The following is an 18,284-nucleotide window of genomic DNA, read 5'->3' on the forward strand; positions in this document are numbered from 1 at the left end:
ACCCCCTCTCACTTCGCCAACCTGTCCCTTCGACAGGAGTACAGCGTACGCGTCGGCGAGGCGCAGGCAAAAACCTGCTGCTTTGACCTGCGCCGGGGCCTCTATTCCGAGGAAGCGCGCCGGGCCCGCAGAACGTACCGCTGGATCTTGCCGGAGGGCGTTTTCGGAAGCGCATCGATGAAATGAATTCTGCGCGGGAAGGCGTGGGCCGCGAACCGGGTCTTGACGAGCTCCTGCAGCTCCTGAACGAGGGCCGCGTCGCCGTCCGTTCCCTCGTTCAGGACAACATAGGCCTCCAGCACCTCTCCCCTGATTTCGTCGGGAGCACCGACGACGGCGCTTTCAAGGACCGCCGGATGCGTGGACAGGACGCTCTCGACGTCGAAGGGGCCGATGCGGTATCCGGCCATGATGATGACGTCGTCGTCTCGGGCCGAAAAATAGTAGTAGCCATCAGCATCGCTCATTCCCGCATCGCCCGTGACGTACCAGCGGCCGTCGGCGCTGAACCGTTCAGCGGTTCTTTCCGGGGCACCGTCGTACCCTTTGAACCACATCATCGGGCTTGCCGGGGCATCCACCGCCACCCGCCCCATCTCCCCTGCCTGCGCCTCCTCGTCGGATTCATTCTCGAGGACGGCGCAGCGCCAACCCGGCATGGGATGGCCCATCGACGCGGGACGCAGGTCCTTGCGGATCGAGTCATGCCAGCCGTTGATGATCATCATGCCGTGTTCGGTCTGCCCGTAGTGATCCCGGACGGGGACGCCGAACGTCTCCTCCGCCCAGGAGATCACTTCGGGTGTCAAGGGCTCGCCGGCCGAGGAGGCCCTGCGCAGGCGCAGCTTCCCGGTCATCAGCTCGGACTTAGACCGCATCGTCCGGTACACGGTGGGGGCGGCCGCGAAGTTCGTCACCCCAAAGCGCTCGAGGACGGCGAAGCTCAGTTCGGCCGAGAAGCCGGCGTGCAGCAGCAGGCACCGCCTTCCCGCCGCCAGAGGGCCGAGAATGCCGTAGTACAAGCCGTACGCCCACCCGGGGTCGGCTGCGTTCCAGAAGACGTCGCTGCTCCGGACATCCAGCCCGAGTTCGATGTAGTGGCGGAATGCGGCAAGTGCCCGGAGGGGTACGGGGACGCCTTTGGGCGTTCCCGTCGTCCCTGAGGTGAAGATGAGGACCAGGGGCCCCTCACCTCCGACAGCTTCAGCAGGGATGCCGGTCGGCTGGGCTTCAAGCAGCGGGGCGAGGGCGAGGTCCGGCGCCTCGGCACGTCCGCCGACGATGACCACGGCGGCGGTCGGTTCCTTGATCTTCTCGCGCTGGTCGGCGTCGGTGATGACAACCTTGGCGTTCGAGGACGCCAGCCGGAATTCGATTGCCGGCCATGCAAACGCGGTGAACAGGGGTACATGGACTGCCCCGCGCCTCCAGATAGCCATCAGCATGACCACAAGATCCGCTGATTTGCCCATGAGGGTAGCGACGGCATCACCCGGGCCGACACCGAGGCCGGCCAGGGCGGCGGCCCCCCGTTCCGAGCGCTCACGAAGCTGACCGTAGGTGATGTCCTCGCTGGAAAGGTCGGCCTCGACAATGGAGAAGGCGATGCCCGCCGGATCATGCGAATCGCACAACAACGACGCCGCACAGGCTTCGGGATCGGAGTACCGGGCGAGGACGGCTTCGACGCTGAGGACGGTTTCGGTCATATGGCTGGTCTCCTCCTGTGGTCACTGCCGCGTCCGGGCGGAGGCACTCCTTGCTCCGATCCCCAGCCGAGGCACTATTGGCCCAGACTCGCAGCAATCCGCTCAAAAAAGAAGAGCAGATCCGAGCGCTGCCGACCGCAGCCGACGGGATCAGATGGTGATTGCCACTTTTCCGCGCGCCTTGCCAGCGTCGAAGTAGCGCATGGCGTCGGGAACCTGCTCCAGCGGGTAGGTCCGGTCCAGGACCGGGGTGAGGGACCCTGCTGCCAGGAGCCCGGCCAAGTGTTCGAGGTCGGCCGTACCCACTTTGCCCATGAGCATCATGAGCCGCTGGCTGATGAATGGGGAGAGGACAAGTGCCCGGAACTGGCGGTCAAGCCCGCCGGTCCAGGACCCGCCTTCCTCGCCGCCGGTGAGCACCGCCGTTCCGGTGCGGGTGAGGGCCCGGCGCAGCCGGGCTGGGGCGGGGTTTCCTGCGATGTCGATGATGACGTCGTAGCGCTCGGCTCCGTCCGCGAAGTCCTCCCTGGCGTAGTCGATGACGCGGTCGACACCGAGAGATCGCACAAGATCCATCTTGCTGGTGCTGCAGACGCCCGTGACATCGGCACCGGAGGCCTTTGCCAGCTGCACGGCAAAGGTGCCGACCCCGCCCGAGGCACCGAGGATCAGTACCTTCTGCCCCGGCAACACGGGTCCGGCCGCGCGGAGGGCCTGCAGCGCGGTGCTTGCCGAGACCGGAACCACTGAGGCCTGTTCGAAACTGAGGTTGGACGGCTTGCGGGCCAGCCTGCGTTCAGCTGCCGCCGCGTATTCGGCGAATGGGCCTTTCCCGACGCCGAAGACTTCATCGCCGACAGCGAATCGCGTGACCGCCGCTCCGACCGCTTCAACCGTTCCGGCCAGATCCAGGCCGGGCACCGGATTCCGGGGGGCGCGGATGCCGTAGGCAAGGCGCAGGGCGTAGGGCAGCCCCGTTGTCACATGCCAGGTTCCCCGGTCCAGTCCTGCGGCATGGACCCTGACCAGCACTTCGTCCTCCCTGACCTTCGGCCGGGGGATCTCCGCCAGATGCAGCACGTGCGCGGGGCCGTAGGCTTCCTGCACGATCGCCCGCATCGGGGCCGCAGGCGTGGCGGTAGGCGCGGTCTTTGCGGAGTGCGTACGGTCAGCTTCCATGGTTGGTTCCTTTCAGGAATCCAAGAGATTCGTACAGTGTACGACACGGTAACGTACAATGTACGAAAGCGCTATAGCCCGGAGGATCAATGACATCGGATACGCAGGACCGCCCCGCCCACCGCGTTCCGCTCAGCCGGGAGACGGTCCTCGGCTGTGCGCGAGACCTTGCCGATGAATCGGGACTCGCCGCACTGACCATCCGCTCCCTTGCCCGGCGCATGGGGACCAAGCCGATGTCGCTCTACCACTATGTCGCCAACAAGGACGCGATCCTGGACGGCATCGTCGACACTGTCTTCAGCGAGATCCAACCGCCCTCCCCGGGGGGCGGTTGGCGGGATGAAATGCACCGCCGGGCACATGCGATGCGCGAGGTGCTCAAGCGCCATCCATGGGCGGCGGGACTGCTCGAATCCCGATCCTCCCCCGGCCCGGCAACACTGCTACACCACGAGGCGACCCTGGCCACCCTGCGGGCGGCGGGCTTTTCGGTGAAGCTGACGGCGCACGCCTATGCCCTGCTCGACAGTTACATCTACGGATTCGCCCTCCAGGAAGCGGCGCTGCCGTTCAACGGGCGGGACACCGCGGCAGAGGTCACAGCACCGATTGTTGAACTCTTCTCGACCGGCGAGTATCCCCACATGGTCGAGATCGCCACCGAACACGTGCTTAAGCCCGGATACGATTTCGGTGATGAGTTCGACTTCGGACTGAGCCTGATCCTCGACGGCCTCGCGCGGCTGATTCCCGGGTCCGGTGGGGAACCGAAAGGAACCCGGCACGAGCACTGACGCCTCGTCGTTGGTTTCCGCGCTGTAAGCCCTGGCAGGCTACCGCACCCGCGCGCCGGAGCGGTGGTCAGCCGGGCGTCGGGCCGTATGCGTCGAGTGCCAGGTCTGCGGCCTTCCGCCGTCCCGCAGAGGCGTACCAGAGGGCCATCAGGCCGACGCCCAGGAGCAGCGCGCCGACACCGATCACGAAGGTTCCCCCGACACCGAGGAAGACGGTGCTTCCGTAGGCGGGGTCGAGCATGTCCACTGCGCTGAGCACGAACGCAGCAGTCATCATCAGCGCCCCCAGCAGCGGAAGGATTCCCTTGTACACGAGGTTCCGGGTGCTCGAGCGCAGCGTTCGCCGGAAATACCAGACGCACGCGAAGCCGGTGAGGCCGTAGTAGAAGGCGATGAACAGTCCGAGGGAGGCGATCGAGTCGGCAAGGAAGTCCTCGCTGATCAGGGTCATCGCCACGTAGTAGGCGGAGGCGGTGACTCCCATCAGCACCGTCGAGAACGTGGGCGTCAGGTATCGCGAATGGACGCGGGCGAAGCGGTCGGGAAGCGCCCTGTGGGCGGCCATCGAGAGGGTGCCGCGCGCGGTGGGCAGGATCGTTGTCTGGGTTGAGGAAACGGCAGAGATCAGCACAGCCAGCACCACCACCCAGGACCAGTCGCCCAGAACGGCCGCGCTGATTGCGTAGAAGACATCGGCTGCATTCGCCTCGTTGCCGAGGCCCAGTCCAACGGATCCGGTGCCTGCGAAGGCCATCACGACCACGCTGACCCCGACATAGGTGAGAAGGAGGACGACCGAGGAGATGAGAGCGGCCCGGCCCGGTGTGGTCCGCGGGTTGCGGGTCTCCTCGTTCAGTGCGAGGCAGGTATCCCAGCCCCAATAGATGAACAGGGCCAGGAGCACCGCATAGGTGAATGACTGCAGGCTGTCCACAGCGAACGGGTTGAACCATTCAAGGGAGACCGGTGTGAGGTCGAAGGCCTGTCCGGCCCCGATGCGGTAAAGGGCGAAGCCGGTGAAGAGGGCGAGGGCCGCGTACTGAAGAATGATCAACGTCCGCTGCATCTTCTCGGAGAGGTCGATGCCGCGGTAGTTGGTCCAGGTCATTGCGGCGATGAAGGCAACGCCGGTGATCGTCACCAGCAGCGTATTGTCTGCCAGCCCGGGATTCACCAGACGCCAAAGATACTGCCCGGCGATCTGCGCGAGGTTGGCGAGAACGACGATCCCTGAGAGGGCCAGGGCCCAGCCACCCATCCAGCCGGTGAACTTTCCGAACGCCCGCGAGGCCCATGTGAAGGTGGTACCGCAGTCCGGAGTGTCATTGTTGAGCTCGCGATAGGCATATGCGGTGAACAGCATGGGAAGAAAGGCGGCGATCAGGACCACAGGTGCCTGCACGCCCACGGCAAGGATGATGAACCCAAGGGTGGCCGCCAGGGAGTAGACCGGCGCGGTCGAAGACAGACCTACGGAAACGCTCCCCGCCAGCCCGAGATCGTCCGCCGACAAACCCTTGCCGCGCACAGAAGGGGTCAGTGGCGCGCTCATTTTCTGCCCAGGTCAGGGGCGGGTGCGTCGATGATGTTGGGCACGAAGCGGCAGAAGTAGTCGGTCACGTAACCGTCGGATTCGCGGATGCCGACGCCGACGGATTCGCCGTCGACGACCCAGGCGCCGAGAACCGGGTGGTTGCCGTCGAAATCCGGAAGGGGGCTCCATGCCTGGTAACACCAGCCTTCGGCACCGTAGTCGCCGGGCTGTTCGATGTCCACGCCCTTGGCATGGATGCGGATATTGTCCCCTTCGCGCCCATGGAGGGGTTTGGCCACCCATTCCTTCAACCCGTTGGGGCTGTCGAGGAAGGACGGAAGGAGGCTCGGGTGCCCCGGGTAGAGGTGCCAGAGTGCGGCAAGGAGTGCCTTGTTCGAGAGGAACATCTTCCAGGCCGGTTCATACCATCGGGTCATCACCGGCCAGTCGCGGATGTTCTTGCCGAAGTCCTCCTTCATCATGTGTTCCCACGGATACAGCTTAAAGATATTGCTGATGACGTTCTCGTCAAGGTCGACGAACCGCTTGGTGCGGGCGTTCCAGCCGATGTCGCTCATGTTGATGCCGACGGTCTCCCACCCTGCCTGGTTGGCGACGTCGAGCATGTACGCCGCGGTCATCCAGTCTTCGCCCGACTCTTCGACTTCGGTGTGCGCCACATGCAGCCGTGCCCCGTCGAGGCCCCCGCGCTGCTTCTCCCACGCACGGACAAGGGCTTCGTGGATGCCGTTCCACTGGTCGTTGCGGGGCATTACATCCTGCAGCCAGTACCACTGCGCAATCGACGCTTCGATCAGTCCGGTGGGGGTATCGGCGTTGTATTCGAGCATCTTCGGCGGGTTCACGCCGTCGTAGGCGAAGTCGAAGCGCCCGTAGACGCCGGGTTCGCCGCGGGCAAGGGACCCTGCTGCGAGCTTCAGGGCTTCCGGGCTGATGCCGATGTTGCCCATTGCCCCGGTCGCCAGGTAACGGGCGGCCTCGATGCACATGCCGTGCAGTTCCTCGGTGACCTTTTCGAGCATCTCGACTTCGGCAAGGTCGAACTGGTAGTAGGCGCTTTCGTTCCAGTACTCGATGGAGGATCCGTCGGGAAGGACCGTCGTCGAAAAGACGAGGCCCTGGCTTTCGATTTTCCGTTTCCAGTCGCGGCGCGGAACGGAGGGGATGCGTTTCACCTCAGCCACCCATGCTTCCGGAGCGGCCGCCGCTGCCCGACTTGGCACTGTCACCGAAGCCGCCCCGGCTGACCGCCGACGACCCCGAGGCAGGCAGACCGCTTCGAGTCGACGCGCCGGCCGGAACCGTGGTGACGCCCCCTGCGAGCTGGGACCCGACGGGAGGAATGGACCTGCTGATGGCAGCGTTGCGCGCCCCCATCGCGAAGAAGTACCAGCCGTACACGCCCGAGGACCGGCCTTCCTCGCTGCACTTGCTGTCCTCGACCCGCTCCTCGGTGGTGCGGTCCTGGCAGACCTGGGCGTAGTCGGCGTCGATTACTTCACCTGAAGGTGAGCATCCGGTGAGGACGGCGCTTGCAAGAAGCGCCGTCACGCCAATGGAAAGGGACGCGCTTCGGCGGCTCCTGCGCGGGTCGGCCGCTGCGGGGCCCTGGATGTCGGTCATGATTGGCTTCCGGTGGCTGGGATGGAGGTCCTGGCGCCGTGGACTCTGGCCCAAACCACCCAGAGGCACATCCCGGACAGGAGCACGCACGCGATTGCCATCGCCGGTACATATCGGGCAATCGAGTTAATCGTGTACACGAACAGGGGCAGGATCAAGACCACCGCCGTGCTCCTGCTGCGAGCGTGGACGGCCGGGGCGCGAACCACCAAGCCGGTGGAACTGGTCCCACGCCATCGGCCATCGTGCAATCGGTGCTCGCCACATATCCCCCTGATTTCAGTGCGCAGTCGACGCGCTCAGTCTGCCATGAGCGGGCAGAATTCCCTGCACTACACGACCCGGAGTCTTGAGCGACGGATCGGACTGCGCATCCAGCACATGGAGGATTGATCGCCGCGTAGACAGACTTGGAGCAACAGTGCGCGGCGGTCCGGGCCACGCGAACCCGGGTGTTCCGGACCCCCTTGCTGCGCAATACTTAGCTACACATCCGAGAAGGTCAAGCGGTCGGAGCACCTCATGGCATCCCTCATCCTCTGTTCCACACCTGTCCACGGCCACGTCACCCCGATGCTTGCTGTGGCGTCCGGCCTGGTGAAGCGCGGACACCGGGTCCGGTTCCTGACGGGGAGCCGCTACCGGGACCGGGTCGGCGCCACAGGGGCAACATTCGTGCCGCTTCCCGCAGAGGCGGACTTCGACGACAGTGATCTCGACGCTGCTTTCCCCGGTCGGCTTGGCCTCAAGGGGCCCAAGGGCATCCGCTTTGACCTCCAGGAAATCTTCATGCGGGCGGGAAAGTTCCAGCATGCGGCCATTACGGGATTGCTGGCTGAAGAATCCGCCGACGCCGTCCTTGCCGAGTCGCTGTTCATGGGGGCCCCACTCCTGGTCGCCGAGCCGAACGCCAACCGGCCCGCCGTCATCAATTGCGGCATCGTACCGCTGAGCCTGGCCAGCCGCGACACCGCTCCCTTCGGGCTCGGCATTCCACCGATGCCCGGGCCGTTGGGGCAGCTGCGGAACCGGATCCTGCGCTCAGTCTCCGAAAAGATTGTCTTCGCGCCCGTCCAGAAATACGCGGACGCCATGTCCCATGAGGTGGTCAACGCCCCCTTCCCTGCGTTCTTCATGGATTGGCCCCGCGCTGCGGACCACGTGGTGCAGTTCACCGTTTCCGAGTTCGAATATCCCCGCTCGGACCTGCCCGACACCGTCCACTTCGTCGGACCGGTGTCCCAGAGCGTGAAGGGAACCTCTTCCCCGGCCGGAGACCGCGGGTTGCCGGACTGGTGGGACGAACTCGAGGCGGGCCGCCCGGTGGTTCACGTGACCCAGGGAACCGTGGCGAACAGGGATTTCAATGACCTGATTCGCCCAACAATCGACGCCCTGGCCCACGACGACGTCCTCGTGGTCGTCAGCACAGGCGGCCGGCCCGCCGAGGATCTGGAACCCCCACTGCCCAGCAATGTGCGCGTCTCCTCTTACCTCCCGTATGACGAACTGCTGCCCAAGGTCGATGTGGTGGTCACCAACGGAGGGTACGGGGGTGTCCAGTTCGCGCTGCGCCACGGCGTACCCCTGGTTGTGGCGGGGGAAACCGAGGACAAGACGGAGGTGTCGGCACGGGTCCAATGGTCAGGAGCGGGCATCAACCTCCGCTCCAACCGCCCAAAACCCGAGGGCATCGCCAAAGCTGTCCGGACCGTGCTGTCCACGCCCAGGTACAAGCAGACAGCCGCCCGGCTGGCCGTCGCAATCAAGGCCTCCCGCGGAGTCGACGCGTTGGCCGACCTCGTGGATGACCTTCCCAAGCCAGCGATGCGCTAGTGCGGATGAGTCCGGAGCAGCGGTCCGTTCCAGGGCCTCGACGGGGATGCGTCCCGTGACCGGAGGGCGGGCCCCACAGGGCCCGGCATCTGGCGGGGTGTTGATTTCGCTGCCGTTCGAAGGCAGGTGGCTGGCGCAGAACAGCCCGGCTAGGCGGGTCCCGAGCCATGGGACGAACCTGCTGGGCGGGCGCTATGCCATCGACTTCGTTGCCGTTGATGACCGCCGTCGGACCTCACCGCGCACAGATTGGCGGACTTTCCTCGCCTCCGAACCACGGGAGCGGTTTTTCGCCTACGGCCTGCCGATCCTGGCCCCCGGCGACGGCACCGTTGTTGGGGTGCACGACGGCGAATTCGACCACGACGGCCGGCGTTCACAGCTGGCCCTGCTGCCATACGCGTTGGGCCAGTCCGGGCGGCTCCGGAAGGGAGCGGCCGCGGTCGCCGGCAACCATGTCATTATCGCACTGCGGCACCCCGGGGCCTATGCGGGTCTGGCCCACCTCCAGGCCGGTTCCATCCGTGTGGCCGTCGGCGAGGAGGTGAGGGCCGGCCAGGCGGTTGCCGCGTGCGGCAACTCCGGCAACTCCACGGAACCGCATGTCCACCTCCAGGTGATGGACAGTCCGAACCTGTCGGTTGCCCGCGGTCTTCCAATCGCGTTCCGGCGCTTCCGCGAGTGGCCGCCGGGCTCCAAGGATTCCCGAATCCGGGATGCCGGCCTGCCCGGCGAGGGAGCCGTCGTCGAACCGTTGCCCGGGCCGGCTGCTGACGCATCCGGCTGAAGGAAAGCGCAGGATATCAGGGCCGTTGCCCGCCGGGGCGGGAATGCGTCGGTGTGAACTCGAGGACGGCGCGGGCTCCTGCCGCGATGACCGCGGCATCCGTCGCCACCGCGATGCGGTCATAACCACGCGCGCGGAGCATGCCCGCGCGCTCCGGAGTGCCGGCGAAAATACCGGCGCCCAGCCCCGCCCGGGCGGCTGCGGCGGCGATCGTGGCCAGGGGGCCACCCTCGTCGGCCAGAAGGGCGTCGACCGTGGTGCCCAGCGAAAGAGAGAGATCGAACGGACCCACGAAGAGAAGGTCGACCCCGGGAACGGCCGCGATGGACTCGATGTTCGCCAGGGCCGCAGCGGATTCGATCATGACTGCAAGTTGGGGTGCCGCCGCGTGGGGCGCTGGCGCCTCACGCCCCCACAGCGGTGCCAGCGGGCCCCAGCTGCGGGAACCCTGCGGCGGGTATCTGCCGGCCTCGACCACCAGGCGGGCTTCGTCGGCGTTGTCGATCTGGGGCACGATGACGGTGGCGGCACCGACGTCGAGGGCCAGGCCGATGCCGGCGGGGTCGGCACCTGCGACACGGACCGCGAAGTTCATGCCGGCACCCTGGAGGGCTCGGCCGTTGTCGATCAGCGAGCGCCGATCAAACTTGCCGTGCTGGGCATCGAGGGCAATCCAGTCGAAACCGGACCGCGCGAGCGCCAGCACGGTGTCGACGTCGTCACCGAAGCACCATACGCCTGAGGAGCCGGGCCCGATCACTCCCTGAGGCGGTGTCGCAGGGGTGCTGGAAGCGGTGTCACTGTCCATCCCGCGGACCTCCCCGAGGCGCGGTCCGCCCGCCGTCAGGTGGGGCGAGCGGCCTGCCGGCGCAGCAGGAACACGACCGCGCTGAAGGGTTACCCGCCATCGGCTCAACGACCAACCCGACAGGAGGAGCCGTGGACGGGCCGGGGATTGCGGCGGTTATCCCCCGCCTGTCCGGGGCGGGCAGGCGTCCGGCATTCTGGACCGGCAACGCGCAGCACGCATCACCCTTCCAGGCCTCGCGGCCCTCCTTCACGGCGACCGCGGCAATGACGAGCGCAGCCACCGGATCGGCCCAGGACCAGCCCAGCGTGGAGTTGAGCAGGAGCCCCGCCAGCAGGACGCCGGAGAGATAGGTGCACAGCAGGGTCTGTTTGGAATCGGCGACGGCGGACCGCGACCCAAGCTCGCGTCCAGCGCGCCGTTGCGCCCACGAGAGGAACGGCATAATGACCAGGCTGGCTCCGGCCAGGGCGATCCCGACAGGCGAGTGCCGGGCTTCGACGACGCCGGTCAGCGCCCGCACTGCATCGACCGCGACAAAGCCTGCCAACCCGAAGAACGAGAACGCGATCAGGCGCAGCGCCCTCTGCTCACGTGCTTCGGGATCGCGTCCTGCGAACTGCCAGGCGACGGCCGCCGCGGACAGCACCTCCACCACGGAGTCAAGTCCGAACGCGATCAGCGCTGCGGATGAAGCGAGCGTCCCGGCACTGATCGCCACCATCGCTTCGACGACGTTGTAGGTGATTGTCGCCGCCACCAGGATCCGGATGCGCCGGGACAGAAGGCGGCGCCGGCCGTCGGCCAGCTGCGGTGCACCCGTCCCGGTTCCCCGCGGGCGGTGTCCAAAGGCGTTGCCGGGCCCCGGGAGGGAACCCGAATGGGTTGGCATCTCCACCCGCCACACGATACCCGTTTCTCGGACAAGGGGCCGGGGTACGGCCCGGGCCCCTAGGCTTTCTCCGCGGGTGCGGTTATGCTTCAGCTCACTTTGGCCGTCCGGAGCGCAGCGCCCACCAGGCCAGGCATCGGGGGAACACATGAGCGCGAAGCACCGATCCGACACTGCCATGGCCGTTGACCCCGTGAACGCTCCACCGGGCGCGCCGCCCAGGCCGTCGCGGAAGGCTGTATGGGCGGTGGTGGCCACTGCAGTCGGCCTCGGCGCCATATGGGTGCTCGACCCCGGCCCGTTGGGAAGGACCTATGCCTCGCACGCCGCGGTGTGCACGCCGCAACCCGCAGCGGGTGACGCGGCAGTCGGCCTAATCCTGACCAATACCTCGCCGCACCCCGTCACCCTTGAAAAGGTTGAACTGCTGGAGCCGCGGGGGCTGAACCTCGTCGATGCCCACCTCATGCTGGTGCCCGACGGTCCCGGCTCCACTTTCGGCGTCGGGTCCACCGTTCCACCCGATGACGAGCAAAGCGGATGGTGGGCTTCAGCCCAGCCGGCGGTTGGAAGCGGGATTCCAGCCGGGACCACCGGCAATATCGTGGTCGTGTTGGCCAACGGCCCCGAGGATGGTGACGGGGTCGCGCGCGGCGCCCTGCTCACCTACTCCACCGGGCTCCGGAGCTACACCCTGAGCTACGAGTACGAAATCACCATCGCCAAGGATAAGTGCTTTTGAGACGCCGCCGTGGTGCTTGTCAGTGGGCGGCGTGGAATCGCTGCCGGCGGTATCTGGGCCGCTCGATCTCGTCGACGATGGCCCGGGCGAAGTCGGCGGCCGAGATTGTCGATTTCCCTTCGGCATCCTTGAGGACGACATCCTCGCTGAGGCGGTAGGTGCCCTTGTCTTCGGCGGGAACCCACGCGCCGAACTCGATGGGTGGACTGACGTAAAACCAGTCAAGGTTCTCGGGAGACGCCTTGAGCATGTCCAGCAGCGCGATACCGGTCTCAACTTCGGGCCGGACCTGGTCCGGAACGTCGCTGATGTCATAAAGCCTCGGGCCGTCCGGTGCCACAAGGAGCGAGGATGCTCCGCCGACTACACCAAGGCGGATGCCGGCGTCGGCCGTCAATCCGATCAGATTTTCAACGAGGCCCTCCTCCTTTCCCACCATGTCCCCTCGCGGCGCGACTGCTTCCAGGATGACATCGCGGTCGGCGACCACCTGGGCAAGGAAATCCGGATCGAGAACCGAGCCGGCGATGTACCTGACACCCTCCAGCTGGTCCGCCGGCGGATTGCGGCTCACCGAGACAACATCATGTCCGCGGCTTTGCGCCTCCTTCACGACTGCGCTTCCTGCATAGCCGGTGCCGCCCAGAACGGTGATGCGTGCCATCTCGTGCTCCTTCGATCGAAACTTCCCGATGTACGGAATTTAACACTCTCGGACCGTTCCGTCGTTTCCTTTCTGTAATGATCGTTCACGGGAGCGCCCGCCGACTCCTAACGCTTTGGGTTGTTGCCGCGGAGGAGCAAAGCGGAAGCGTTTGCGCCGACAATGAGCAGGACTCCTGCCCATTCCATGATCCCCAGTGACTCGCCGAGTGCCACCGCACCGATGGCCGCGGCAAAGACGGGATTGATGCTCATGAGGATCCCGAAGAGGTTCGCGGGCACCCGCCGCAGGGTGACAAGGTCCGCGACGTAGGGCACTACGGAGGCGAGGATTCCGGCGACGACCGCGCACATGACGGCGAAGGCGTCGGGTCGTTGACCGATGAAGACGATGAGGGCGATCGGGATGAACAGCATTGCGGAGACTCCTGTAGCCGCTGCGGTTCCCTGGACGCCGGACACCCGGCTGCCGATCGTTTTGTTGAGCAGGATGTACGCGGCCCAGCTGAAGGCGGCGCACAGGCCGAATCCGATGCCCACGTAGTCTGTTGATGCTTCCGGACGGGTGATTGCAACAACGCCCACCCCGGCAACCCCGGCGCAGATCAGGCTTCCTTTGCTCCGTGGGGTAAGCAGGGCGACGGACAGGGGCCCGAGGAACTCCAGAGTCACTGCCAGGCCGAGCCCAATGCGGTCGATTGCGGCGTAGAGGGAAAGGTTCATCGTTCCGAAGACAACCGCGAGCAAAAGGATGGGCCACCATTGGCGGCGGGTCAGACTGCGGATCCGCGGCCGGATCAGGGGCACGAGCACCGCCGCGGCGATGAACTGGCGTACCGCGACAACACCGATCGGCCCCATGCCTGGAAACGCAAGAGAACCGCTGGCGGCGCCGAGTTGGTTTGAGAGCGCACTCGCCACGAGCGTCGCCGCCGCCCGGCCCCTGCCTCCGGTCTCCACTTTGTCCATTGGTGCATTCTGGATGGCCGCACTGCATCCACATAATGCATAACTGGAGCCATTGATGCACCAAATGTATGAATAGAATCGGCGCATGGACTTCGAGTTGCGGCACCTGCGCTCCTTCATCGGAGTCATTGACACGGGTAGCTTCACCGATGCGGCAATAGAGCTGGGCATCTCCCAGGCTGCCGTGTCCCGTAACGTCGCTGCCCTGGAGCGCGCCGTCGGCGTTCGGCTGATGCGGCGGACCACCCGGAGTGTCGAACTGACTCCTGCGGGCGAGCGCGCGGTTCACCACGCCCGCCGCGCTCTCGCCATTCTTGAGGACCTCCGCCATGAGGCGGTGTCCGGCGGGAAGACGGTCCGGATCGGCTATGCCTGGTCCGCCCTCGGCCGACATACTCCGGACTTTCAGCGCAGATGGGCTGCAGCCTTCCCGGACACGGAACTCCGTCTCATGAGGACAAACACCGCGACGGCGGGACTGGCCGAAGGGACGAGCGATTTCTCAATCCTGCGGCGTCTGCCGGATCCCGCCGTCTTCGAACTCGTGCTCATCGGGGTGGAGAAACGATACTGTGCGATGGCCGCCGAGGATCCCCTCGCAGGCAAGCGAAGCGTCACCCTCGCCCAGGTTGCCGGTTCTACTATCGCCCTCGACCTCCGCACCGGCAGCACCCAGCTCGACCTGTGGCCCGATGGCGGGCGGCCTGCGGACTCCATAGTCACAAACGACGTCGACGACTGGCTGACGGTCATCGGCAGCGGCAAGGCCCGCGGGATTACAGCCGAATCCACGGCCCACCAGTACCGCCGCCGCGGCCTTGTTTATCGTCCCGTCCGCGACGCGCCTCCCGTCCCCGTCTACGCCGCGTGGTCCAGGGCCGATCCGCCCGCGGCGCGCAGAGACGTCGTCGAACTGCTGGTCGGCCTCTACGTCGAGACATGAGTGACGGGACTTCTCGGATCCTCCGGCGAAGGCACACAAATGTCCCGCACACTGATCGCAGGCTCGAAGGTTCGGCCTGCTGCGACCATGCTGCTCATGGGCTTACTCGCCCCCGGTGACGCTCTGAATTGCTTGGGTGAGCCGTTTCCGCTCCTTGATCATCCATTGACCCGCCGGATAGTTCAGACGGAACACCTCGGCAAATTCCACGGGATCTTCACCCACGATCGCTCCCACCGGGGTTCCGCTTGCCGCGCTCTCATCGAAGAGGTCGCCCAGATCCTCCAACATCGTCAGCAGCTCGTCGCTCTTCCCCGGCCCGAAGTACATCAAGTACCGCTCCAACGCCCCGATAGCGGTGCGGTAGCCCGCCGGAAGCTCTTCCGTGCGCGCCTTGTACTTCCTGTACCGCTTTTTCTCATCGATCATCCGTGTGATGAACACTCTCATCCCTCTCGTTCTCGGAGCTGTTCGAGCCGCTCGGACAGGAAGCTCCATGTTGTCCAAAAATCCTCAAGGTACTTCTCACCCTCACTGTTGAGCGAGTACACCTTGCGTGGGGGTCCCTTCTCCGACGGACGCTTCTCGACGTCGACGAGCCCCTTCTGCTCGAGCCTGACGAGCAACGCGTAAACGGTGCCCTCGGCGATATCGGAGAAACCCCTCCCCCGGAGCAGCGTCGTAATCTCGTATCCGTACGCCGGCTGCCCTCTCAGGAGGGCAAGGACGATTCCCTCGAGTGTCCCCTTGAGCATCTCCGTCATCTGCCTGCCCAACGGTCACCTCCTACTCAGTGTTACTAGCTACTAGTCCATAGTAACGCTAAGTAGTGAGGGTGCAAGCCAGAACGGTCGAACTGCGCGCGGCAGCCAGGCCACGGGGAAACGCTTCGGATTGCTTTGAGCAGCCGCTGCCCGCGGTGGCAAGCTCGTTTGTGGCACTAGTGAGCAGGCGCACCGCGGCGGGGTGAGAGAAAATGAACATCCAACAGGCATGGGGCTCGTTGGTGGGCCCCGAGACTACACGCTTCGACACCGTTATGTCTCTCGGACTCGGCACGCTCGGCGCCTTGATCGCTCCGCGCCTCTCGCAGGGACCGCGGTCAGGCTTCCGCAACCTGGTCATTGCCGCTCTTGCGGCCGATTTGTGGGGTGGAGCTTGGGCCAACAACACCCTGGCCTGCGCGCGCTGGTATGAACGGCCAGGGCAGCGGGACACCGATCACCTGAGATTCGCTTCCTTCCATCTTCACCCGTTTGTCCTTGCGGCCCTCGACCCGAACGATGGGGCGGACGTTTCGACATTGCGCCGCGCGGCGGGCCGTTACGGGTTCCTGATCATCGCGACGGCGCTCATCCGGCGCGCGTCGCGCCGCCGCCCGCTGGCGGCCGCCCTGACCCTCCTGGGGATCGCCCTCGATGCCAGGGTTGGCCGATCAGCGTCCGCCCCGTGGTTCGGCCCGGTCTTCTACTCCAAACTGCTGTTGGGCCACGCCGGGGCGGCGCTGTGGCCGGACTCGAAGATCCTTACCGGCCGGGACAGCGACCGGACTGCGGAAGTCGATGTGCCACCGATCGTCCATTGATAATTGCGCCTTACGGGCCCTGGTGCTCGGCGAAGCTCTTGAACGCCTTCATATACCCGTAGCTCTGCCTTGGAAACATGGGCCGAAAGAGCAGCCCGACAACCTTCATTGGCCCCTTGAAGCGGAACTCGTTGTGCGCGACCCAGCGGGTCGCGGCGGGGCCGGCCTCAGAGAACTCATTCCGGGTGAGGTTGTGGACGCCCTTGGCCTCATAGATCCCATCGAAATGGTGGGGAAGATCCCGCCGGGTGATTGTCTCGGTCATCTCCATGGTGCCTTTGCCCTGCCGGAAGATCAGGCGGGAGGTGGCCCCGGGCTGCCCTGGCTCACCCGATACGTGTTCGAAGGACAGCAGCCCCTTTTGCCACTTGGGCAGGTTGGCGGGATCATCGAAAATCTCGATGAAACGGGTCAGGGGAAGGTTGACAAGGATCTCTTGGGTATACCGCATGGTTCAGTATAGGAAGCCCCGGGCGACAAACGCGGCGCCGCCCGCTGCAGCCGGGCTCTTGGTACTCCCCGTAAACAATGAAGGACCGCCCCATGCGGGAGCGGTCCTTCACGGTGTGCGTCCGGGCTACCGGCCGCACGCTCAGAGCGGTGTTCGGCTCAACCTACGGGGTCGAGCTGCCCGGCGCGTAGAGCCTTGTACTCTTCGATCCGCGCCTGCTGCAGGGGCGTCTGCCGGTTGAAGTACCAGGCCACGCCCAGAATCAGGAACCAGATCGGTGCAACGACCAGGGCAAGGCGTGTATCGGCTGCCTGGGCCAGTGCGACAAGCATGAACCCGAAGAAGCCAAGGACGACGTAGGGCATGAACGCGGATCCCGGCATCTTGAATGCAGACGCCTCATGCAGCGCGGGCCTGCGACGGCGGAACACGATGTAGCTGATGAGGATCATCGACCAGACGAACATGGTCAGCACCGAGGCCACCGAGGTGACTACTGTGAACGCTTCGATGACGGAATCGCCCGCGTAGAGCAGGATCAGTCCGGCCAGAAGGAAGATGCAGGAGAAAAGCAGTGCGTTCTGCGGAACCTTGCGGGTGCTCAGCTTGCCGAAAGACTTCGGCGCGTTGCCGTCCTGCGCGAGGCCGTACACCATGCGCGACGTCGAGTAGATTCCGGAGTTCGCGCTTGAGGCGGCAGAGGTCAGGACGACGAGGTTGATGACAATTGCCGCGATCCCGAGCCCGGCGAGCGAGAACATGCCGATGAACGGGCTGGTGGCGGGATCAATGCTGCGCCACGGGTTGACGGCCATGATGACGACGAGCGCGCCGACGTAGAACAGCAGCACCCGGATGGGGATGGAGTTGATCGCCCGGGGCAGGTTCTTTTCGGGATCCTTCGTTTCGGCGGCTGCGGTGCCGACGAGTTCGATGCCCGCGAAGGCGAAGATGGCGATCTGGAAACCAAGGACGAAGCCGAAGATTCCATGGGGGAACATTCCACCGTCGTTCCAGATATTGGCAAGAGCGGCCTCCTGGCCGCTCGGCGACGTGAAGTGGGTGGCGATCATGACGGCGCCGGTGACGATGAGGGCGACAATGGCGACCACCTTGATGATGGCGAACCAAAATTCGGCTTCACCGAAGGCTTTCACTGTGGGGAGGTTCAGGAGGACCAGGACGACCGGCGTGATCAGGGCTGGAATCCAGAGCGGTGTTCCGGGTGCGAGCTCGTCGACGTAGCTGGCGATTGCCACGATGTCGGCGACACCGGTGACCACCCAGAAGAACCAGTAGGACCAGCCGGTGAAGAACCCTGCCCAGGGCCCCAGCAGGTCGCCGGCGAAGTCGCTGAAGGATTTGTAGCTGAGGTTGGACAGCAGGATCTCCCCCATGGCGCGCATGACGAAGAACAACATAAAGCCGATGATCATGTAGACGAAGATGACGGACGGGCCGGCCAGGGAGATCGTCTTGCCTGATCCCATGAAGAGGCCCGTGCCGATCGCTCCGCCGATTGCGAGCAACTGGATGTGCCGGTTGCTCAGCGCCCGGGTGAGATGGGGTTCTCGATCGTTCGAGCCAGCGGTGTGCACCGTGGAAACGGGCACAGCGCTGCTGGTGCGTTCAGACATAAGGGGTGTTTTCCTTCCGCAGGCGGCGCTATGCAGTGCATACCGCCGCGACCGCGCGGGTTGTGACGAACAAGACAGACCTAAAACCCTGCAGCCTGCCCGATCGAG

19 protein-coding genes are annotated in these 18,284 nt (G+C 65.3%); 6 read left to right on the forward strand and 13 right to left on the reverse strand.

What is annotated here, in order from left to right; all coding sequences use genetic code 11:
- Nucleotides 1-101: 101 nt before the first annotated feature.
- Both AC4D14_RS14790 and AC4D14_RS14795 read right to left on the reverse strand, forming a co-directional pair.
- Entirely contained in the window at nucleotides 102-1,709 is a 1,608-nt protein-coding gene (locus AC4D14_RS14790) for an AMP-binding protein (RefSeq protein WP_490903417.1), read from the reverse strand.
- Between the two features lie 150 nt (nucleotides 1,710-1,859).
- On the reverse strand, nucleotides 1,860-2,888 hold the full coding sequence (locus AC4D14_RS14795) for an NAD(P)-dependent alcohol dehydrogenase (protein WP_490903418.1): 1,029 nt from the start codon (nucleotides 2,886-2,888) through the stop codon (nucleotides 1,860-1,862).
- Between the two features lie 89 nt (nucleotides 2,889-2,977).
- Between AC4D14_RS14795 and AC4D14_RS14800 the strand changes: the two genes are divergently transcribed.
- Complete coding sequence (locus tag AC4D14_RS14800; protein WP_490903419.1) at nucleotides 2,978-3,685, forward strand: TetR/AcrR family transcriptional regulator; 708 nt, start codon at nucleotides 2,978-2,980, stop codon at nucleotides 3,683-3,685.
- 67 nt (nucleotides 3,686-3,752) lie between these two features.
- On the opposite strand, the gene AC4D14_RS14805 is transcribed toward AC4D14_RS14800, so the two are convergent.
- Genes AC4D14_RS14805 through AC4D14_RS14815 form a run of 3 tightly spaced genes read right to left on the reverse strand, consistent with a single transcriptional unit; the run spans nucleotide 3,753 to nucleotide 6,863 of the window.
- A complete protein-coding gene (locus tag AC4D14_RS14805) occupies nucleotides 3,753-5,237 on the reverse strand; it encodes an APC family permease (RefSeq protein ID WP_490903420.1) in 1,485 nt (494 codons plus the stop codon).
- The gene (locus tag AC4D14_RS14810) at nucleotides 5,234-6,415 is read right to left on the reverse strand and encodes a glutathionylspermidine synthase family protein (RefSeq protein WP_490903692.1); all 1,182 of its coding nucleotides are present in this window, start codon (nucleotides 6,413-6,415) and stop codon (nucleotides 5,234-5,236) included. Before AC4D14_RS14810 ends, AC4D14_RS14805 begins: the two co-directional genes overlap by 4 nt.
- A gap of 1 nt (nucleotide 6,416) precedes the next feature.
- Complete coding sequence (locus AC4D14_RS14815) at nucleotides 6,417-6,863, reverse strand: tRNA-dihydrouridine synthase (RefSeq protein ID WP_490903421.1); 447 nt, start codon at nucleotides 6,861-6,863, stop codon at nucleotides 6,417-6,419.
- A gap of 522 nt (nucleotides 6,864-7,385) precedes the next feature.
- On the opposite strand from AC4D14_RS14815, the gene AC4D14_RS14820 reads away from it, so the two are divergent.
- Together AC4D14_RS14820 and AC4D14_RS14825 are read left to right on the forward strand one after the other, a co-directional pair.
- The gene (locus AC4D14_RS14820) at nucleotides 7,386-8,699 is read left to right on the forward strand and encodes a glycosyltransferase (protein WP_490903422.1); all 1,314 of its coding nucleotides are present in this window, start codon (nucleotides 7,386-7,388) and stop codon (nucleotides 8,697-8,699) included.
- A gap of 97 nt (nucleotides 8,700-8,796) precedes the next feature.
- Nucleotides 8,797-9,486 (forward strand): M23 family metallopeptidase, encoded by a 690-nt coding sequence (locus AC4D14_RS14825; protein WP_490903423.1) that lies wholly within the window; start codon nucleotides 8,797-8,799, stop codon nucleotides 9,484-9,486.
- Between the two features lie 16 nt (nucleotides 9,487-9,502).
- Here the strand turns inward: AC4D14_RS14825 and AC4D14_RS14830 are convergent, their stop codons facing one another.
- A complete protein-coding gene (locus AC4D14_RS14830) occupies nucleotides 9,503-10,294 on the reverse strand; it encodes an HpcH/HpaI aldolase family protein (protein ID WP_490903424.1) in 792 nt (263 codons plus the stop codon).
- Complete coding sequence (locus tag AC4D14_RS14835; RefSeq protein WP_490903693.1) at nucleotides 10,284-11,102, reverse strand: cation efflux transmembrane domain-containing protein; 819 nt, start codon at nucleotides 11,100-11,102, stop codon at nucleotides 10,284-10,286. The genes AC4D14_RS14830 and AC4D14_RS14835 overlap by 11 nt, the downstream gene beginning before the upstream one ends.
- Before the next feature lie 331 nt (nucleotides 11,103-11,433).
- On the opposite strand from AC4D14_RS14835, the gene AC4D14_RS14840 reads away from it, so the two are divergent.
- A complete protein-coding gene (locus AC4D14_RS14840; protein ID WP_490903425.1) occupies nucleotides 11,434-11,928 on the forward strand; it encodes a hypothetical protein in 495 nt (164 codons plus the stop codon).
- 19 nt (nucleotides 11,929-11,947) lie between these two features.
- Here the strand turns inward: AC4D14_RS14840 and AC4D14_RS14845 are convergent, their stop codons facing one another.
- Nucleotides 11,948-12,592 carry an NAD(P)-dependent oxidoreductase gene (locus AC4D14_RS14845; RefSeq protein ID WP_490903426.1) on the reverse strand — a complete coding sequence of 215 codons (645 nt, stop codon included), beginning with the start codon at nucleotides 12,590-12,592 and terminating at the stop codon, nucleotides 11,948-11,950.
- Nucleotides 12,593-12,699: 107 nt separating this feature from the next.
- The gene (locus AC4D14_RS14850) at nucleotides 12,700-13,560 is read right to left on the reverse strand and encodes an EamA family transporter (RefSeq protein WP_490903427.1); all 861 of its coding nucleotides are present in this window, start codon (nucleotides 13,558-13,560) and stop codon (nucleotides 12,700-12,702) included.
- 85 nt (nucleotides 13,561-13,645) lie between these two features.
- Between AC4D14_RS14850 and AC4D14_RS14855 the strand changes: the two genes are divergently transcribed.
- Nucleotides 13,646-14,503: a LysR family transcriptional regulator gene (locus tag AC4D14_RS14855; RefSeq protein WP_490903428.1), complete on the forward strand. Its 858-nt coding sequence runs from the start codon at nucleotides 13,646-13,648 to the stop codon at nucleotides 14,501-14,503.
- A 102-nt stretch (nucleotides 14,504-14,605) separates the two neighbouring features.
- Here AC4D14_RS14855 and AC4D14_RS14860 read toward each other — a convergent pair whose 3' ends face one another.
- Nucleotides 14,606-14,947 (reverse strand): DUF1048 domain-containing protein, encoded by a 342-nt coding sequence (locus tag AC4D14_RS14860; protein WP_490903429.1) that lies wholly within the window; start codon nucleotides 14,945-14,947, stop codon nucleotides 14,606-14,608.
- A 2-nt stretch (nucleotides 14,948-14,949) separates the two neighbouring features.
- Nucleotides 14,950-15,279 carry a PadR family transcriptional regulator gene (locus tag AC4D14_RS14865; protein WP_490903430.1) on the reverse strand — a complete coding sequence of 110 codons (330 nt, stop codon included), beginning with the start codon at nucleotides 15,277-15,279 and terminating at the stop codon, nucleotides 14,950-14,952.
- A 200-nt stretch (nucleotides 15,280-15,479) separates the two neighbouring features.
- Between AC4D14_RS14865 and AC4D14_RS14870 the strand changes: the two genes are divergently transcribed.
- The gene (locus AC4D14_RS14870; RefSeq protein ID WP_490903431.1) at nucleotides 15,480-16,088 is read left to right on the forward strand and encodes a hypothetical protein; all 609 of its coding nucleotides are present in this window, start codon (nucleotides 15,480-15,482) and stop codon (nucleotides 16,086-16,088) included.
- A gap of 10 nt (nucleotides 16,089-16,098) precedes the next feature.
- Here AC4D14_RS14870 and AC4D14_RS14875 read toward each other — a convergent pair whose 3' ends face one another.
- Both AC4D14_RS14875 and cycA read right to left on the reverse strand, forming a co-directional pair.
- Nucleotides 16,099-16,539, reverse strand: a complete 441-nt coding sequence (locus AC4D14_RS14875) for an SRPBCC family protein (protein ID WP_490903432.1) — start codon at nucleotides 16,537-16,539, stop codon at nucleotides 16,099-16,101.
- Nucleotides 16,540-16,697: 158 nt separating this feature from the next.
- Entirely contained in the window at nucleotides 16,698-18,176 is a 1,479-nt protein-coding gene (gene cycA, locus AC4D14_RS14880) for a D-serine/D-alanine/glycine transporter (RefSeq protein ID WP_490903433.1), read from the reverse strand.
- Nucleotides 18,177-18,284 lie beyond the last annotated feature (108 nt).

This window comes from Arthrobacter sp. TJ-254 (genome assembly GCF_058269175.1).

What these genes read in the sequence shown, in the direction of transcription:
- AC4D14_RS14790 (WP_490903417.1), bottom strand. Translation starts at nt 1,709, where the DNA reads ATGACCGAAACCGTCCTCAGCGTCGAAGCCGTCCTCGCCCGGTACTCC.
- AC4D14_RS14795 (WP_490903418.1), bottom strand. Translation starts at nt 2,888, where the DNA reads ATGGAAGCTGACCGTACGCACTCCGCAAAGACCGCGCCTACCGCCACG.
- AC4D14_RS14800 (WP_490903419.1), top strand. Translation starts at nt 2,978, where the DNA reads ATGACATCGGATACGCAGGACCGCCCCGCCCACCGCGTTCCGCTCAGC.
- AC4D14_RS14805 (WP_490903420.1), bottom strand. Translation starts at nt 5,237, where the DNA reads ATGAGCGCGCCACTGACCCCTTCTGTGCGCGGCAAGGGTTTGTCGGCG.
- AC4D14_RS14815 (WP_490903421.1), bottom strand. Translation starts at nt 6,863, where the DNA reads ATGACCGACATCCAGGGCCCCGCAGCGGCCGACCCGCGCAGGAGCCGC.
- AC4D14_RS14820 (WP_490903422.1), top strand. Translation starts at nt 7,386, where the DNA reads ATGGCATCCCTCATCCTCTGTTCCACACCTGTCCACGGCCACGTCACC.
- AC4D14_RS14830 (WP_490903424.1), bottom strand. Translation starts at nt 10,294, where the DNA reads ATGGACAGTGACACCGCTTCCAGCACCCCTGCGACACCGCCTCAGGGA.
- AC4D14_RS14845 (WP_490903426.1), bottom strand. Translation starts at nt 12,592, where the DNA reads ATGGCACGCATCACCGTTCTGGGCGGCACCGGCTATGCAGGAAGCGCA.
- AC4D14_RS14850 (WP_490903427.1), bottom strand. Translation starts at nt 13,560, where the DNA reads ATGGACAAAGTGGAGACCGGAGGCAGGGGCCGGGCGGCGGCGACGCTC.
- AC4D14_RS14855 (WP_490903428.1), top strand. Translation starts at nt 13,646, where the DNA reads ATGGACTTCGAGTTGCGGCACCTGCGCTCCTTCATCGGAGTCATTGAC.
- AC4D14_RS14870 (WP_490903431.1), top strand. Translation starts at nt 15,480, where the DNA reads ATGAACATCCAACAGGCATGGGGCTCGTTGGTGGGCCCCGAGACTACA.
- AC4D14_RS14875 (WP_490903432.1), bottom strand. Translation starts at nt 16,539, where the DNA reads ATGCGGTATACCCAAGAGATCCTTGTCAACCTTCCCCTGACCCGTTTC.
- cycA (WP_490903433.1), bottom strand. Translation starts at nt 18,176, where the DNA reads ATGTCTGAACGCACCAGCAGCGCTGTGCCCGTTTCCACGGTGCACACC.